Origin of the sequence: Novosphingobium sp. GV079 (genome assembly GCF_003058045.1) — a bacterium.
Taxonomy (GTDB): domain Bacteria; phylum Pseudomonadota; class Alphaproteobacteria; order Sphingomonadales; family Sphingomonadaceae; genus Novosphingobium; species Novosphingobium capsulatum.
The window spans coordinates 1-13,259 of the sequence record NZ_QBUE01000031.1 but is presented as its reverse complement, the minus strand read 5'-3'; the positions used below and the strand labels follow the sequence as shown (position 1 = coordinate 13,259).

The window sequence follows — 13,259 nt, the reverse complement described above, 5'->3', positions numbered from 1 at the left end:
GCGTCTGCCTATGCCGAAGCGATCGGGGAATCTGGCTCGATGACAACCGCCTGGCTGACATTGCGCTCCACATCGATGTTCGCGTGGGCCGGCTTATGGCGAGACAGCGAGGATTGGGGGCCGGTTTATACCGGCGTGATGACGCGCAACGCTCCCGAGTTGGCCTCGATCCATGATCGGTCACCAGTGATCCTGGCACGCGAGGACTGGGATACCTGGCTCAACGCCCCACTGGCAGATCTTCAGCAATTCGATCGACCTTGGCCTGCAGACGATATTTTCGTCATGCCCACTAGCATCTCGTGGAAAGATGGCGGCCGTGAATCGCTGGTAACTTGGAGCTGGGAGGCAGGGCAGCATCGCGCCCCACCTCCCACAAGTCCCTTCAGTTCGAAATGATCACCTCGCCCACGACCTGGCTCTGCGCCATGCCGCCGACAGTGTAGCGCACCGGCACCGCCTCGATCTCGAACCCGTCGAAGATCCTCCGCACCTCGGGCCGATCATTGAGCGACAAGATAAAGCGCCCGTTTATGCCGCGCAGCTGATCGGCCATTGCCTCGAACTGGCCCCGATCGAACAGATTGCGGCCATAGTCTCCCTCGCATCCAAAATACGGTGGATCGAGATAAAATAGCGTCCCCGGCCGATCATAGCGCGCCAAGAAGTCCGACCAAGGCAACCGCTCGATTACGACGCTGGAAAGCCGCTCGTGCGCCGCCTCAAGAACAGGCCCGATCTTGGCCACGTCAAACCGCGCTGGTCCGTCCGTGGCAACGCCAAACGTCCGCTGGGCCACCTTCCCGCCAAAAGTAAGCTTCTGAAGGTAGAGAAACCGCGCCGCCCGCTCGAGATCGGTCAACGTCGCAGGATCCTGGGCGCGCAGTCTCTCGAACCCCGCGCGCGAAGTCACTTGCCAGCGCAGCATGTCCATGAACGCCACATAGTGCCGCTGCAGGATGCGGAAAAATGTGGCCACGTCCTCCGACCAGTCGTTGATCACTTCGCATTTGGGCCGCTGGTCACGTCGGAAAAAAATTCCGCCCATGCCGACGAATGGTTCGGCGTAGAGGCGGTGCGGCACGGCATTGATCCGCGCCACCAGGCGCTTGGCGAGCATCTTCTTGCCACCAATGTAAGGCGCCGGCGGGCGTGTAAGGCTGACCGGCTCAAGCTGGTCGAGCACATTCGACAACATCGTAAATGTTCCTTATATGTTCCGTCGCCGAGTCGGCAGGCGGGATGGCCTCGGATGGGCCTGTCTTGGGACATGACGATCTGCAGTCGTCGGAATGGGCGTTGCCGCGCCCCTTCCCCCGCCTACCCATTGGCCTGGGGAGGCGAGAAACTTGATTAGCGCGCGCTCTGCGCCGCGACCGCTGCCACATCAGGCGTCTCGAAAGCCAGTGCCTGGGCACCCAGCCAGTCGTTCACCTCCAACATGCGCTGCTGAATGGGCACGATCTCGAGTTGGTAAAAGGTGCGGGCGGCATCGACCACATTGCCAAAGCCGCCACTGTTCTTGGGCACGATGCCCAGCAGCTGCGGCGGCACGCGGTGCGAGGCCAGCATATCCTGAGCGGTCATGTCCTTGATGTCGGTGAAGGCATCCTTGGCGCCAACCTCTCCGATCGGGATGACCTTCACGCCCTCGGGCTTGCCCTTGGCGATGTGCAGGAAGAAGTTGCGGAAGTTCCCCGGCCCCTTGCTCTGGCGCATCGCCTCGCGCATTTTCTCGCTGTCCTTGTCGGAGAAGTTCTCCTCGCTGACATAGAGGATATAGCCCGCGTGGCTGCCGTTGATGTAATACTTGCGGCGGAATAGCGTGGCGGCCTCATTGAGCAGGCCGGCCTGAAGCGCTGACAGGTATTCGGGCATCCCATAGATTTCCTGCATAGGATCGGGCTCAAGCAGGTGGTGCACAGATCCGGTGCGGAACTCTGCCGCGTCTTTCAGCCACATTCCGGGCACATAGAAAAACTGCCCCGGCTTGAGCCCCACGCGGGTGAACGCAGCCGGCGATGGCTTCAGCGCCGCTGGCCGCCCCGCGAGGTTCGGCACGCTTTCGAGATAACCGTTGCCGAAGATCAGCCAGTCCAGCGCCCAGCGCGAAAAGTCGCTCTTCGATAGCCAGCGGCTCGGCACAAAGCTGGACACCAGCAGATTGCGCTTGAGCAGGATAGCCGATTGATGGTGCGCCGCCATGCGATAGCAGCGGCCCAGACCGGCCTGGGAGATCGGCGGTTCATACCAGCGGCCATTGTTGGCCACTTCGAACAGATCGAAGATCTCGCGCCGGTCTAGCACGGGCACGGCGTCGCCAAAGGCGAATGCGACGGAACCCGCCGGTGCAGGCAGGTTAGTGCCCGCGTCGGCGGCCAGTTCATCAGACATCGAAGATCTCCATAGTGGAAGTGCCGCCGACAGCCTCGCTGGCGTCGAGCGGTTCGAAATAGATCGCGTGCATCGTCGCCCAGGCCAGGTCGGCATGGCCCACGCCGCCTGCGCGGCCGGCGACATAGGTGATGCCGTGCTTGGTGATTTCCGGGCGGATCGCCATGAAGGCGCTCATCACGTCGAGCCAGCCCGCGTCGAACTGCAGGCGTCCGGCGCTGATCACGTTCTTGGCTTTCAGCACCATCTGGCTCTTGGTCAGCGGTGAATAGACGATCGGGGTGACCAGCGGGAACCACTTGCGCACCAGCTGCTCCACCGCCTTGCCCACGCCCGTGGTGTCGATGGCAATTTTCGTGACGCGGTAGCGACCAGCCATTTCGCGAATCGCGGCGGCCTGTTCGTCGAACTGCAGCCCCTTGAGGCGCTTCTTTTCGAGGATGCGGAACCTGCCGCCGGGCGTAGCCGGAGCCGCGAGCGCCACCAGCGCGGCATCATCCCCGGTGCCGTTTTCCGATGCGTTGGGATCGTAGCCCAGCCAGACTTCGCCCTCGTAAGGCCGCGCGGCATAGGGCTGAAAGTCGCGCCATATTTCCCAGCTGTCGACCATGCAGCGGCGCATGATCTCGAAGGGGAACATCGACTGGCTGTCGTCGAGGAACAGGCAGCGGAACAGGTTGTCGAACTCGTCCAGCGAGTTTTCGCGCTGGAGCTCGGCAACGTCGACCAGGTCGAAGCCCTTGGCGATCGCGTCGAACACGGTGACGATCTGGCGCCAGATGCCGTCGGCGCCGATCGCACCATCCTTCAAGTCCGCATGATCGATGCCGATGCGGACCTTGTCGGCCTTGGCCCGGCGGCGGTTAAATCGTTCGCCGGCCCACATTGGATAGGCTTCGTGCGCCAGCGTGCTGGGCGTAGAGAACAGCGTGCGCGTGTAGATCTTGTGCGTTGCCATCGCTGCGGCGACTTTGAAAAGCTCTTCGAAGCCGTAGATCCAGAAGCACTCGTCGATAATCACGTCGCCGTGATAGCCCTGGGCGGTGCGGTAATTGGTGCCCAGGAAGTAGAGCTCGACCGGATCGAGTGGCGCGCCGGTCTCGTCCTCCCCGCGCTGGATAGCGATGGGATCGCCCTTGAGCGTCACCCCGCAAACCTTCTGCACCCACTGCACGATATAGGCGCGGAAGATGTTGGCCTGGGCGCGCGAGGCCGACAGGAAAATCTGGTTCTTGCCGGTTTCCAGCGCCACCAGCAGCCGTTCGCGCGCGAAGTACCAGGTCGCGCCGATCTGCCGGCTCTTCACGATCATGCGCGTGCGCAGATGCGTGGTCGAGAGCCAGGTTTCCTGGTGGCCGAACAGGCCCGCCACCATGTCGGCGCGCAGGGCGGCCGCCATTTCCGGCGTGATCAGGTTCTTGGCCTTTTCCTTCTTGGCGTTCGTGGCCTTGGCGCCCTTGGCCCGGTCAGGGTTGAGATCGGCCTCGTTGCCATCGTCGCCGGCAAACTTGCCGATGCGCGCGAACGTCACGAACTGGCGGCCGAGCAGGTCGATTTCCTTGAAGTCGCTGCCGGTCTTCTGCTCCTTGGCCAGCAGAGTCTGATAGCGGACCCACAGGCATTCCTCGGCCCGGGCACGCGGGCTGGCCGCATCCCAGCGCTGGCGCTGCTTCCAGCTGGATAGCGTAGAGACAGCAAGGCCGGTCTCCTCGGCGATCTGCGCGATCGACCAGCCCCGCCAATAGAGCGAGCGTGCCTCGATCCGCTGCGCCACGCGTTCGGCAATCGGCACGACGTCAGCCCCTGACGTGGGCGCGTCGGGCTCGGTATCGAGGTTGTCGTTGTCGGGGGGCTGCTCCATCGCCAGCCACGCTATGGCCCTTCGGCGGGGCTGTCGGCGGGGGCCGATTGTAGCTCCCGGTTTCACAACGCGCCCGCGTTGAGATGTTGCGCAATCCGGTGCCTGTTGCGGTTGTCCCGCCGTAACTCCTGGACCGGAGCCCCGAATGCCCAAGTCCCGCTTTTTCCGCGTCGCCGTCGAAGGCGCCACCACCGATGGCCGCGCCATCGAACGCCAGTGGCTGATCGACGCGGCCGAGACTTACGACCGCACTACCTATGCCGCGCGGGTCAACCTGGAGCATATCCGGGGCATCACTGCCGATCCGCCGTTTCAGGCGCTGGGCGACGTGCTGTCGCTGCGCACCGAAGACGTGCAGTTGACGGTGGGCGGCAAGACCGAAAAGCGCCTGGCGCTCTTCGCCGAGATCGACGCGCTCGATCCGCTGGTGGCGATGAACAAGGCGGGCCAGAAGCTCTATAGCTCGATCGAAATCAGCCCGAACTTTGCCGGCACCAACAAGGCCTATCTCGTCGGCCTTGCCGTGACGGACAGCCCCGCCAGCCTGGGCACGGAAATGCTGCAGTTCGCGGCTGCCCAGGGCGACAAGTCGCCGCTGCGCGCCCGCAAGCTCGATCCGGCCAACCTGTTCAGCGTGGCTGAGGAATTCCAGCTCGAACTGGCCGACGAAACCGACGATCCGGCCACCGGCCTGATCGGCAAGATCGCCGCCTTCTTCGACGGGCTCACCGCACGCCAGCAGGTGGAACCGGCTCCTGCACCGGCTCCCGCGCCGGCTGCGCCCGCTGCCCAGCCCGGTGCCGATGCCACGGCCTTCACCGCCCTGACCCAGGCAATGAGCCAGGCGGTCACGGAACTGGCAACCAGTTTCCAGACCTTCGCCCAGGCCAGCGGCCAGCGCGCGGCGGCTCTTGAAGGCCAGGTGGCTGAGATCGCGGCCACGCTCGAGCGCACGGCCGCAACCGCCTTCACGCAGCGCCAGCCCGCCACCGGCGGCGACAACCGCGTGCGCACCGACTGCTGATCGGCAGGCCGGCCCTCTCTTTTCAAGGAACGATCCATGCGCAACGAAACCCGCGTTCTGTTCAACAGCTATGTCAGCCAGATTGCGCTGATCAACAATGTGCCGGATGCGACCGTGCAGTTCACCGTTGCTCCGGTGGTGCAGCAAACCCTGGTCGAACGCATCCAGCAGTCGAGCGAATTCCTCTCCTCGATCAATATGACCATGGTGCCCCAGCAGGAAGGTCAGAAGGTCGGCATCGGGGTCACCCGTCCGATTGCCGGGCGTACCAACACCGCCAACAACAACCGTCGCCAGCCCACCGATGCGACCGACACCAGCGAGATGGATACCTATCGCTGCGAAAAGACCGACTTCGACTGGGCCATTCCCTATGCCAAGCTAGACGCCTGGCGCCACAAGCCCGAGTTCGAAACGATCCTGCGCGACGCGATCCTCAAGCAGCAGGGCCGCGACACCATCATGATCGGGTGGAACGGCACCAGCGTGGCGGCGCAGACCGACCGCGCCGCCAATCCGCTGCTGCAGGACGTGAACAAGGGCTGGCTGCACAAGATCCGCACCGTCGCCCCGGCGCGCTGGCTGAACGATGGCGCCCTCACCGCCGATCCGACCAAGGCGATCTACGTTGCGTCGGGAGTGGATGTCTACAACCCGGATGCCGGCAATGCCGCCACCGCCCGTGCCGACTATGTGAACCTCGACGCGCTGGTGATCGACGCCATCGAACTGCTCGACGAATGGCAGCGCGACAGCACCGACCTGGTCGTGATCGTCGGGCGCGACCTGGTGCACGACAAGTACTTCCCGATGATCAACAACGCCGGGGACAAGGCCACCGAGCAGGAAGCGCGCGACCGCATCCTGCGCTCCGAAAAGCAGATCGGGGGACTTCCCGCCGTGCGCGTGCCGTTCTTCCCGGCCCGCGCCCTGCTGATCACCAGCCTCGATAACCTCTCGATCTACGAGGAGGAAGAAACCCGCCGTCGCCAGCTGAAGGACGAAAGCGAATACAACCGCATGGCAAACTACGAGAGCGCCAATGTGGCTTACGTGGTCGAGGATTACGGCAAGAGCGCCTTCGTCGAAAATATCGTGCTGGCGCCCAAGCCGGCTTGATGTTGCGAGGCGGCGGCAATGCCCGCTGCCCCGGCCCCTGCCGTTTGTTTCCTTTGCGGCAGGGGCCACCCCCACAAAAGGGGCGGCAAACGGTGCCCCTTCCCTGCCCAGCGTCGGCATCCCTCCGAATTTATGGGGCCGCGCTGGGCAGGTTTTACAACCCAGGAGAACCGCCCATGTCTCTCGCTCGCCGTCACCGTGAATTGCATCGCGCGGCCCAGGCCGGCGCCGCCAGTGCCACGCCGCGCGCCGCCGATGCGCCCGCGCCGATGCCCACCACTGGCCCGGTGGCGAGCGAATATGCCCTGCTGCTCGCCGCGCTCGGCCAGGATTTGCAGAGCCTGCGCCAGATCCAGTCGGTCGAGCGCAAGATCGCCGCCAAGGCTGGCATGATCGGCCGCTATCGCGCCTGGGTCGAAGGGTCGATGCGTTCCGATCCGCCGGTGCAGGACGATATCGTCGGCACGATGCTGGTCTGGGCGATCGACGTGGGCGATTGGCCGCTGGCGCTCCAGCTGGGCGCGCATATCCTCACCGCCAATCTCGGCCTGCCCGAACGCTACAAGCGCAGCCCCGCCGTCGTTTTGGCCGAGGAAGTCGCCGACAGCGCGCTGCGCGTCGCCAGTGGCGTGCCACGCGAAGTGCTTGAGCGGACCCTCGCCCTCACCGCCGATCACGACATGCCCGACCAGGTGCGCGCCAAGCTGCACAAGGCGCTCGGCCTCGCCTTCCAGGCCGAAGCCGATGCCTTCGATCCCGAGGCGGAAAGCCAGCGTGCCGGCGGCAAGCGCGCCCTGGTCGATGCCGCGCTCGACCACGTCGGCCGCGCGCTCGAGCTCGACCAGAACGCGGGCGTGAAGAAGATCATCGAAAAGCTCACCGCCGAGCTCAAGAAGCTGCCCGCCGCCAACGACTGAACAAGCTGCGCCACCCGCGCCGGGGGGCGGGAACGGTCGGGGAAGCATCCGCTCCCCTCGCCCGCGCCCTCACCCCCCACCCCCTCCGAAAGCCTGCGCTCATGAGCTTTGTCAGCGTCCCACCCGATCCCGTCTCACCACCCGGCTCGACCATGCCGGGCGATGGCTGGTGGCCGGACATCGACTGTAACGCCATGCGCGATGCGCTGCGCCTGGGCGAAGTCGTCACCCACGCCCGCCTGCTGGCGGCACTGGAAGGCGGCCTGCTCACGGTCGAAGGCGAACTGGCAACCTGGCGGGCCGCGCGTGAGGCGGAAGGCTGCGCCAGCCTGGCCGAGGTGGAACCCGCCCGCACCATCGGCGGCAAGCCGCGCGCCGTGGTGCTCTATACCCGCGCGGTGCGCTGCGCGGCTGCGGCCGAACTGGCCGAAACCCACCGCGACGTGACCGCCACCACCCACGGCCAGGCCCGCGCCGACGACGAGAAGCTCACCGCCGCCGATTACCGCCGCATGTGCACCGAGGCGATCCGCGATCTTCTCGGCACCACGCGCGTCGCGATCGAGTTGATCTGATGACGGAACAGGAAAAAGAGTTCCTGGGCATCACAGTCAATCTGTGGAACGCTTTCCTTGCCCTCCCGGTCGAACACCCCAGCGATCGCGCCGAGTTCTGCCAGAATCTGCATGTGCTTCAGAGCATGATATTGGCTCGCCCAGCACGCCGCGAAATCAACGAAACCATGGGGATAGGCGCATGACCAACACCGCCACCGCACAGCAGGGCGAAATGCTCGATGCCGTGTGCTGGCGGGTGCTCGGCACCACTGCCGGCGGGGTGGTCGAGGCGGCGCTCGATCTCAACCCTGGCCTCTCGCTTTCCGCACAGATCGCCGAGGGCACCACAGTTATCCTGCCCGATCCGCCGGCAACTGACGCAACCACCACGCTCGACACCACCAACTATTGGGACTGACACCATGGCCGACTGGCGCGATTTCTTCTTCTGGTGGCTGGCCAGCCTGTTCGCCGCCGCCACCGTGGTCGCGGCCAAGCTCGGGCTGCGCCTCTATGGCCTGGCAGGCGATCCGCCGGTCGATCCCGCGCTGGCTGAACACTGGCACCGCCGCCGCCGCTATGTCGCGATTGGCGAAGTTTCGGCCCTGCCCGCCTTCGCCACCGTGTCGGTGGTGCTGGTCAGTTTCTACCACCTCGATCCCGTGGTGGCGGTGTTGATCGCCATGGCGCAGGGCATGGTCGGCTTTGCCTTGCTGCTCGATGGCGCAGCGTGGCTGTTCCGCAAGCGCTTGGGGCTTCCCGAGCCTGCCGGCGGGGAGATCGGCAATGGGTGATATCCTGATCGGCGCGATCACACTCGCCAGCCTGGCTGGCGCGGCCATCGCGGCCGCCCTGGCCGCGCCCCACCACCTCACCTTGCGCGCGCATCGCCGTACCGGCGCGTCGCGGTGAAAAAGCCAGATCTCCTGCGCGCGGCGATCACCGCGCTTTTGCCCGAGCTCGGCCGCGATCCCGATCGCCTGGCCATGTGGGTGGAAAAGGGCAAAGTGATCGCGCGCCAGGGTGCGCAGCGCGGCTTTGCCTGGGAATATGACCTGATCGTGCTGATCAGCGGTTATGCCGGCGATCCCGATGTGATCATGTTCACCGTGTGCGATTGGCTGCGCGCCCAGCAGCCCGATCTGCTCGCCAGCGGCGCCGAGGGTATCCCCTTCGAAGTCGATATCCTCGATGCCGGCGCAGTCGATGTGCAGATCACGTTGTCGCTCAACGAAGCGGTCACGGCCACGCCCGGCGATGCGGGCCGCTGGAACCTCGCCACAGTCGCCCAGGCGGTGCCGCTGATCCCCGATATCAGCCAGATCGGTCCCGGCCTCACCTCGATCTGGGTCGATGGCCAGCAGGTCGCCCCGCGCGATCTGGATTGAAGCCAATGGCAGACGGCGGCCTCGACCACCTGGCGCCCTGGCTGGAAGGCTATCTCCAACGCCTCAAGCCGGCCGAACGCCGCAAGCTCACACGCAAGCTGGCCAAGGCCCTGCGCGACCGCAACGCCAAGCGAATCCGCGACAATGTGCAACCCGATGGTTCGCCCATGGAACCGCGCAAAAGCCAGCGCGACCGACGCGGGCGCCTGCGCAAGCGCAAGGCCCGCATGTTTCCGAAGGCCGCCTTGGCGCGCAACCTGCGAGGCGTTGCCCGCACCGATGAAGTGGTGGTCAGCTTCCGCCCCCTGATCCAGCGCACCGCCGCGGTGCACCACTTCGGCGAGGAAGCGCCTGTCGATCCGCGTATCCGCAATTCCATCCGCGTGCGCTATGCCGCACGGCGGCTGCTGGGCTTGAGCGAGGCCGATATCGTACTGATCGAGGAAGAAAGCATCAATCTCCTAGATTAGAAAATGCGCAAATAAATACACATTTCCCTTGCGCGCCCTCTCCCGTTGTGTAAATAATTACACATGGAACGGGACAGCAAAAAGATCGTCAAGCGCCTTGAAGCGGAAGGCTGGGAACTAGTTTCGACCAAGGGTTCCCACCATAAGTTCCGCAAGGGCGGCCAGACGGTGATCGTCCCGCACCCCAAGAAAGACCTGCCGCTGGGCACCGCCCGGTCGATAGCAAAAATGGCGGGCTGGCTTTGAGCCACCCGCCGTTCGGAGTGAGATGATGAAAACCTTTATTGCCCTGGTCCACAAGGACGAAGACAGCGCCTGGGGGGTGACCTTCCCCGACCTGCCCGGCTGCTTTTCAGCCGCTGACACCCTGGCCGAGGTGCTGCCCCAGGCCGTTGAGGCCCTCGAGCTTTGGTTTGAGGATCAGCCCTTGGCAGAGCCGCGCAGCATGGAAGCGATCAAGGCCGAAGTGGCCGACGATCTGGCCGAAGGCGCTTTCCTGATGGCCGTGCCCTACATGCACACCACGGGAAAGCCGGTGCGCGTCAACGTGTCGCTCGACCGTGGCATGCTCGATGCCATCGACGCTGCCGCCGCTGCAAGACGTCTCACGCGGAGTGCCTTTTTGGCCGAGGCGGCGCGCAACGAGATTCGCGGCGCACATTGACGAGATGGAGGAGCTTGGAAAAATTCTGTGGTCAATGAAGCGACCGGGATTGGTGGGAAGCGGACTCAGATCGAGGTGCCTCGGCGGCGCTGGCGCGAACGAAGCCATGCAAACGCACCTGCCTGCGCGGGAAGCAACAGAAGCGTAAGAAAGACGATTGATCGGTCCAGCAAGCAGGTTCCTGTAACCTGGCAGGAAGCCCCACCTGCTATGAACATGTAAAGTCCGGCCGCGAGCCAAAGCACGACAGAGGCAACGGCAAACACTGCCCACTCGATTGCCGTTCTCCAGGACATTCTGGGCCTCATCTGGACCGAATTGCACGCATCAACGCACAGCTAAGCATGACAGCGTCAACCGATGTCCGCAACTGGGCGCATTCCGCCTTCCGGCTTTGCTAATGCCCCCTTATCGCCAGGGGTGGGCGAGGCCCCGGCTGATCAGAAACGCCCCCGCGTCATGCCCATTGACGGTGACGCGCGCCAACATGCGGTCGTATCGATCCCGCCCTTGCGGGATCAGCCGCACCGTTCCCTGTCGTAGATAGACAGCCAAAGCGTTGCGTGCCCGCCTGCCCAGCGTGGCATCGCACCAGGCCGGGTTGCGGCTATAGGCCAGGCGCCGCCGCGATGCGGGCGTGCAGCGCTCGCTGCCCGGCAGTTCCGGCGCGTCGATGTTCGCCAGGCGCACGCGCTCCCGCCCACAGCGGATCGTATCCCCATCATGCACGGCAGGATGCGCGCAGATCAACGCAGACATCGCCAGGGCAATAAACGAAGTGGGCATCTGCCGGCATCCTTGACACTTGTTTACTCACGCCGGCACGCGGTAAACTGTACACCGGCGGGCTAGCAGGGGGCAGTGAAGGAGAGCGCATCGTGCGTAAGCTGACAATCGCAATTGCCACCGCATTGGCCATGACTGCAGCGCCAATGGTCGTCCATGCCGCGCCGTGCAAGGATGCCAAGGGCAAGTTCATCAAATGTCCGGCGGCAAAGCCCACACCCAAAAAGCCGTGCAAGGACGCCAAGGGTCGCTTCATCAAGTGCCCGAAGTGATCTGATCCGGCGCCCCCGGTTGTGCGACACGGCATCGGGGGCGCCAAGGATCTTTACAAGCGATCAGTCATCCAAAGACAGTGCCCAATCCCGCAGGGTGAGCGCATAGGCGGTCACTTCGCTACAGGCTTGCACGTCCGCGTCGGATACCATGACACCAGCGGCGGGCACTTCCGCGCGAAGGCTGGCACCGTCACCCGTGGCGGCGGCAGTGGCCGCGCTGCCTGCACCTGGAGCGGCTTGGCGCTGCACCCGATGAGCAGCAGCATAGGCAGCGCCAGCAGCGCGAGCGTGGGCAAGTTCGGTTTCATGGGCCTGGTCCTGTTGCGCGGCCTTCATGCGATAGACCGCTTCCTGGTGATGGATCGCCTCGGCAGCGAGGCGAGTGGCTTCGGCTTGCGCGGCGACGTAGCCCGCGCGATCGGCGGCGCGGCCGAGTGCTTCCGTGCGCGCCGCGCCGCGAAAGTGGAGCGCCGCCGCCGTCATCGCCACAAAGGCCAGAGCGGCGACCAGCGCGAGGCTTGTGGACCAGCGGGCAAGGATTGCGCGCAGGCCAGTCATGCCGCGCCGCCCAGCACTGCCAGGCTGCGCGCGCGCCTCGTGGCGACCTTGTCGACGTCGAACAGCCCGCCGTTGACGCGCTTGCGCAAGCCGAGAAAGTCGCCCCGGTCGCAATAGGCATTGGCGCCGACGCGATCCCAATAGTCGCAGCAAGCACGCACCATTGCCACCGGATCGCCGCCGTGGATCTGCGCAGCGGTCACACCCAGGCGCGCGAAAAGCGTGTCAAACTCGGCCTTCCCGGTGTGCTGGATCAAGCCCCCGCCGCGATAGTCCCAGCCGTCGTTGTCGGCCGTGCCGTTGGCCTGGTTGCCCATGCGCGCGCCATAGACCAGGTTGGCCAGGGCAATGTCTTCGCGATCGGGGTCGGATGCATCCCAGGCATAGGGAAGCGCCTGGGCCAGCGTCTTGAACCGCGATGGCCAAATCTCGAGCAGGCGCCGCGCCGAATAGCGCAAGTTCTCTTCAAACCGCGTGTAGCTGCCGGTTTCATTGCCTGTCTGCGCCAGCCATTCGGCGAGGCGCGCAGGCGTGTTGGTGATCCCGTGCCGGGGCAATTCAACAGCAGCCGCACGGCCAAGCGCGCGCAGCATGGCATCGGGCTGGCGCTGCGCCTGGTGCGCCAGCAGCGCAGTGCAGGTAGATGGCCCCCAGGCGCCATCGAGGGGGCCGGGGGCATAGCCGACCTGGGCCAGGGCGGCCTGGGTGTTGCAAACGTCGATCATGGCAGGCACCTCGCGAAAGGGAGAGTGCCCGCCATGCCATTGCGCGCGCGCGATTGAATCGGCACGCCGTTGTCCCGTCCGCCGCCACACGTGCGCGACGGTGTGCGTCGACTGCGTCGTCAGGTGACCGGTGTTTCGCTATGCAGCGCCCAGTTGTGCATGGGCACATTGCCCAAATTGGCCGAGCCAATGTAGATCAGGGTATCGCCGGTGTTGTCGCGGATATTGCCTTTGCCAAACACGGCGCCGCCGCTGCTGTCGGCAAAGCCGTAGCGCAGTATCCAGCCCGCCGCCCAGGCACTGGCAAAGTCCACGGCGATCTGGTTGCGGCCGACGATCCGAGCATTGCTGATCGGGACGGGATTGCCGGCGGCATCCACCAGGGAATAGCCCAGATTGGTCTGCAGCCCTCCAGCGATGGTATCGTCCTTCACCAGATAACGCCCACGCGCCACCGGATAGGTGGCGATCAGGCTGTTGCCCATGCGGACCACCTTGGTCGGTTTCATGGCGGCAGCCTT

21 protein-coding genes are annotated in these 13,259 nt (G+C 64.9%); 14 read left to right on the top strand and 7 right to left on the bottom strand.

The window, feature by feature from the left end:
- On the top strand, nucleotides 1–399 hold a 399-nt coding region (locus C8K14_RS21480), incomplete at its 5' end, for an SOS response-associated peptidase family protein (protein WP_199223793.1).
- Here the strand turns inward: C8K14_RS21480 and C8K14_RS21475 are convergent.
- From C8K14_RS21475 to C8K14_RS21465, 3 genes are all read right to left on the bottom strand, one after another.
- Nucleotides 386–1,198, bottom strand: coding sequence for a DNA adenine methylase (locus C8K14_RS21475; protein WP_107719092.1), 813 nt, complete (start codon nucleotides 1,196–1,198; stop codon nucleotides 386–388). The genes C8K14_RS21480 and C8K14_RS21475 overlap by 14 nt on opposite strands.
- Nucleotides 1,199–1,353: 155 nt before the next feature.
- Nucleotides 1,354–2,394, bottom strand: coding sequence for a phage portal protein (locus tag C8K14_RS21470; RefSeq protein WP_107719090.1), 1,041 nt, complete (start codon nucleotides 2,392–2,394; stop codon nucleotides 1,354–1,356).
- Nucleotides 2,387–4,255, bottom strand: a complete 1,869-nt coding sequence (locus C8K14_RS21465; protein WP_107719088.1) for a terminase large subunit domain-containing protein — start codon at nucleotides 4,253–4,255, stop codon at nucleotides 2,387–2,389. The genes C8K14_RS21470 and C8K14_RS21465 overlap by 8 nt, the downstream gene beginning before the upstream one ends.
- A gap of 145 nt (nucleotides 4,256–4,400) precedes the next feature.
- Here C8K14_RS21465 and C8K14_RS21460 point away from each other — a divergent pair, with 145 nt between their 5' ends.
- The 12 genes from C8K14_RS21460 to C8K14_RS21410 all read left to right on the top strand — a co-directional run bounded on the left by C8K14_RS21460 (nucleotide 4,401) and on the right by C8K14_RS21410 (nucleotide 10,394).
- The gene (locus C8K14_RS21460; RefSeq protein ID WP_107719087.1) at nucleotides 4,401–5,279 is read left to right on the top strand and encodes a GPO family capsid scaffolding protein; all 879 of its coding nucleotides are present in this window, start codon (nucleotides 4,401–4,403) and stop codon (nucleotides 5,277–5,279) included.
- 36 nt (nucleotides 5,280–5,315) lie between these two features.
- Nucleotides 5,316–6,398 (top strand): phage major capsid protein, P2 family, encoded by a 1,083-nt coding sequence (locus tag C8K14_RS21455; protein ID WP_107719085.1) that lies wholly within the window; start codon nucleotides 5,316–5,318, stop codon nucleotides 6,396–6,398.
- 176 nt (nucleotides 6,399–6,574) lie between these two features.
- On the top strand, nucleotides 6,575–7,315 hold the full coding sequence (gene gpM / locus C8K14_RS21450) for a phage terminase small subunit (protein ID WP_233251187.1): 741 nt from the start codon (nucleotides 6,575–6,577) through the stop codon (nucleotides 7,313–7,315).
- 101 nt (nucleotides 7,316–7,416) lie between these two features.
- A complete protein-coding gene (locus C8K14_RS21445) occupies nucleotides 7,417–7,890 on the top strand; it encodes a head completion/stabilization protein (RefSeq protein WP_107719083.1) in 474 nt (157 codons plus the stop codon).
- Entirely contained in the window at nucleotides 7,890–8,075 is a 186-nt protein-coding gene (locus C8K14_RS21440; protein ID WP_107719081.1) for a hypothetical protein, read from the top strand. Before C8K14_RS21445 ends, C8K14_RS21440 begins: the two co-directional genes overlap by 1 nt.
- Entirely contained in the window at nucleotides 8,072–8,290 is a 219-nt protein-coding gene (locus tag C8K14_RS21435; protein ID WP_107719079.1) for a tail protein X, read from the top strand. The genes C8K14_RS21440 and C8K14_RS21435 overlap by 4 nt, the downstream gene beginning before the upstream one ends.
- Before the next feature lie 4 nt (nucleotides 8,291–8,294).
- Nucleotides 8,295–8,666: a hypothetical protein gene (locus C8K14_RS21430; protein ID WP_062784983.1), complete on the top strand. Its 372-nt coding sequence runs from the start codon at nucleotides 8,295–8,297 to the stop codon at nucleotides 8,664–8,666.
- Nucleotides 8,659–8,784: a hypothetical protein gene (locus C8K14_RS23170; protein WP_255420087.1), complete on the top strand. Its 126-nt coding sequence runs from the start codon at nucleotides 8,659–8,661 to the stop codon at nucleotides 8,782–8,784. The genes C8K14_RS21430 and C8K14_RS23170 overlap by 8 nt, the downstream gene beginning before the upstream one ends.
- Nucleotides 8,781–9,260 (top strand): phage tail protein, encoded by a 480-nt coding sequence (locus tag C8K14_RS21425; RefSeq protein ID WP_107719077.1) that lies wholly within the window; start codon nucleotides 8,781–8,783, stop codon nucleotides 9,258–9,260. The genes C8K14_RS23170 and C8K14_RS21425 overlap by 4 nt, the downstream gene beginning before the upstream one ends.
- Nucleotides 9,261–9,265: 5 nt before the next feature.
- Nucleotides 9,266–9,730, top strand: coding sequence for a phage virion morphogenesis protein (locus C8K14_RS21420; RefSeq protein WP_107719075.1), 465 nt, complete (start codon nucleotides 9,266–9,268; stop codon nucleotides 9,728–9,730).
- Nucleotides 9,731–9,793: 63 nt separating this feature from the next.
- Nucleotides 9,794–9,976, top strand: coding sequence for a type II toxin-antitoxin system HicA family toxin (locus C8K14_RS21415; RefSeq protein ID WP_107719073.1), 183 nt, complete (start codon nucleotides 9,794–9,796; stop codon nucleotides 9,974–9,976).
- 22 nt (nucleotides 9,977–9,998) lie between these two features.
- Nucleotides 9,999–10,394 (top strand): type II toxin-antitoxin system HicB family antitoxin, encoded by a 396-nt coding sequence (locus tag C8K14_RS21410; protein ID WP_233251186.1) that lies wholly within the window; start codon nucleotides 9,999–10,001, stop codon nucleotides 10,392–10,394.
- 408 nt (nucleotides 10,395–10,802) lie between these two features.
- Here the strand turns inward: C8K14_RS21410 and C8K14_RS21405 are convergent, their stop codons facing one another.
- Nucleotides 10,803–11,180: a thermonuclease family protein gene (locus C8K14_RS21405; protein WP_107719070.1), complete on the bottom strand. Its 378-nt coding sequence runs from the start codon at nucleotides 11,178–11,180 to the stop codon at nucleotides 10,803–10,805.
- 92 nt (nucleotides 11,181–11,272) lie between these two features.
- On the opposite strand from C8K14_RS21405, the gene C8K14_RS22750 reads away from it, so the two are divergent.
- Nucleotides 11,273–11,452, top strand: coding sequence for a hypothetical protein (locus C8K14_RS22750; RefSeq protein WP_133726907.1), 180 nt, complete (start codon nucleotides 11,273–11,275; stop codon nucleotides 11,450–11,452).
- Nucleotides 11,453–11,515: 63 nt separating this feature from the next.
- Here the strand turns inward: C8K14_RS22750 and C8K14_RS21400 are convergent, their stop codons facing one another.
- From C8K14_RS21400 to C8K14_RS21390, 3 genes are all read right to left on the bottom strand, one after another.
- The gene (locus C8K14_RS21400) at nucleotides 11,516–12,013 is read right to left on the bottom strand and encodes a hypothetical protein (RefSeq protein WP_107719068.1); all 498 of its coding nucleotides are present in this window, start codon (nucleotides 12,011–12,013) and stop codon (nucleotides 11,516–11,518) included.
- On the bottom strand, nucleotides 12,010–12,738 hold the full coding sequence (locus tag C8K14_RS21395) for a hypothetical protein (protein WP_107719066.1): 729 nt from the start codon (nucleotides 12,736–12,738) through the stop codon (nucleotides 12,010–12,012). Before C8K14_RS21395 ends, C8K14_RS21400 begins: the two co-directional genes overlap by 4 nt.
- Before the next feature lie 119 nt (nucleotides 12,739–12,857).
- Nucleotides 12,858–13,259: hypothetical protein (locus tag C8K14_RS21390; protein ID WP_208110668.1), on the bottom strand; the 402-nt coding region annotated here is incomplete at its 5' end.

Coding starts and splice junctions, on each gene's coding strand:
- C8K14_RS21475 (WP_107719092.1), bottom strand. CDS start 1,198: ATGTTGTCGAATGTGCTCGACCAGCTTGAGCCGGTCAGCCTTACACGC.
- C8K14_RS21470 (WP_107719090.1), bottom strand. CDS start 2,394: ATGTCTGATGAACTGGCCGCCGACGCGGGCACTAACCTGCCTGCACCG.
- C8K14_RS21465 (WP_107719088.1), bottom strand. CDS start 4,255: ATGGAGCAGCCCCCCGACAACGACAACCTCGATACCGAGCCCGACGCG.
- C8K14_RS21460 (WP_107719087.1), top strand. CDS start 4,401: ATGCCCAAGTCCCGCTTTTTCCGCGTCGCCGTCGAAGGCGCCACCACC.
- C8K14_RS21455 (WP_107719085.1), top strand. CDS start 5,316: ATGCGCAACGAAACCCGCGTTCTGTTCAACAGCTATGTCAGCCAGATT.
- gpM (WP_233251187.1), top strand. CDS start 6,575: ATGTCTCTCGCTCGCCGTCACCGTGAATTGCATCGCGCGGCCCAGGCC.
- C8K14_RS21445 (WP_107719083.1), top strand. CDS start 7,417: ATGAGCTTTGTCAGCGTCCCACCCGATCCCGTCTCACCACCCGGCTCG.
- C8K14_RS21440 (WP_107719081.1), top strand. CDS start 7,890: ATGACGGAACAGGAAAAAGAGTTCCTGGGCATCACAGTCAATCTGTGG.
- C8K14_RS21435 (WP_107719079.1), top strand. CDS start 8,072: ATGACCAACACCGCCACCGCACAGCAGGGCGAAATGCTCGATGCCGTG.
- C8K14_RS21430 (WP_062784983.1), top strand. CDS start 8,295: ATGGCCGACTGGCGCGATTTCTTCTTCTGGTGGCTGGCCAGCCTGTTC.
- C8K14_RS23170 (WP_255420087.1), top strand. CDS start 8,659: ATGGGTGATATCCTGATCGGCGCGATCACACTCGCCAGCCTGGCTGGC.
- C8K14_RS21420 (WP_107719075.1), top strand. CDS start 9,266: ATGGCAGACGGCGGCCTCGACCACCTGGCGCCCTGGCTGGAAGGCTAT.
- C8K14_RS21415 (WP_107719073.1), top strand. CDS start 9,794: ATGGAACGGGACAGCAAAAAGATCGTCAAGCGCCTTGAAGCGGAAGGC.
- C8K14_RS21410 (WP_233251186.1), top strand. CDS start 9,999: ATGATGAAAACCTTTATTGCCCTGGTCCACAAGGACGAAGACAGCGCC.
- C8K14_RS21405 (WP_107719070.1), bottom strand. CDS start 11,180: ATGCCCACTTCGTTTATTGCCCTGGCGATGTCTGCGTTGATCTGCGCG.
- C8K14_RS21400 (WP_107719068.1), bottom strand. CDS start 12,013: ATGACTGGCCTGCGCGCAATCCTTGCCCGCTGGTCCACAAGCCTCGCG.
- C8K14_RS21395 (WP_107719066.1), bottom strand. CDS start 12,738: ATGATCGACGTTTGCAACACCCAGGCCGCCCTGGCCCAGGTCGGCTAT.